The sequence below is a fragment of the Stenotrophomonas sp. Steno-Z2 genome (assembly GCF_056393235.1).
The window spans coordinates 1-256 of sequence record NZ_JBWJOY010000030.1 but is presented as its reverse complement, the minus strand read 5'-3'; the positions used below and the strand labels follow the sequence as shown (position 1 = coordinate 256).

The window sequence follows — 256 nt, the reverse complement described above, 5'->3', positions numbered from 1 at the left end:
TTGCCGTCGGTGGTTTCCATCAGCCGGTTGAGCCCGGCCACCATGTCGCGGAAGTCGTGCTCGAAGCGCTCCTCGTCGCCACGCAGGCTGAAGTCGCCCGCCGCGGCGGCGCCGGCCAGCCGCCTGATCTCGGCATTGATCGCCGACAGGCTGGCCTTGGTCTCGTCCATGGCCTGGGTGATGGCGGCCTTCTCGCCGGGCAGGCGGTCCATGTCCACCGACAGGTCGCCGCGCGCGTAGCGCTGCATCACCTCGA

At 69.9% G+C, this 256-nt stretch carries 1 pseudogene; it reads right to left on the bottom strand.

The annotated features are described in order from the left end of the window. A pseudogene (locus tag AC06FP_RS16875) lies at nt 1-256 on the bottom strand (methyl-accepting chemotaxis protein); the annotation flags it as partial.